Origin of the sequence: Bacillus pretiosus, from assembly GCF_051294775.1 — a bacterium.
Taxonomy (GTDB): domain Bacteria; phylum Bacillota; class Bacilli; order Bacillales; family Bacillaceae_G; genus Bacillus_A; species Bacillus_A wiedmannii.
The window spans coordinates 1-310 of record NZ_JBPPHF010000149.1; the positions used below are offsets into that span (position 1 = coordinate 1).

Genomic DNA, 310 nt, shown 5'->3' on the forward strand with positions numbered 1-310 from the left:
TTATTGTAACGATCACTTTATTATACAAAGAGTTATTTTTACTATCGTTTGATGAGGAATATGCTGTATCTACCGGTTTGAGTGCAAAGTGGATTCACTTTATTTTCATTATATTGGTTGCTCTTGTTATTGCAGTATCAATGCGTGTAGTAGGGGTTCTTCTCGTATCATCATTAATGACGTTACCAGTTGCAGCAAGAATTCGTATTGCGAATGGATTTAAACAAACAATTTTCTTTTCCATTTTATTTGGTGAAATTGCAGTAATTGGTGGAATGTTTGCTTCATATCAACTTGATCTAGCACCAGG

1 protein-coding gene is annotated in these 310 nt (G+C 33.9%); it reads left to right on the top strand.

Annotated elements, in window-relative coordinates; translation table 11 throughout:
• Window positions 1-310, top strand: a 310-nt coding sequence (locus ACSG5Z_RS30255) for a metal ABC transporter permease (protein WP_435712783.1), incomplete at both ends; no start/stop codon positions are given.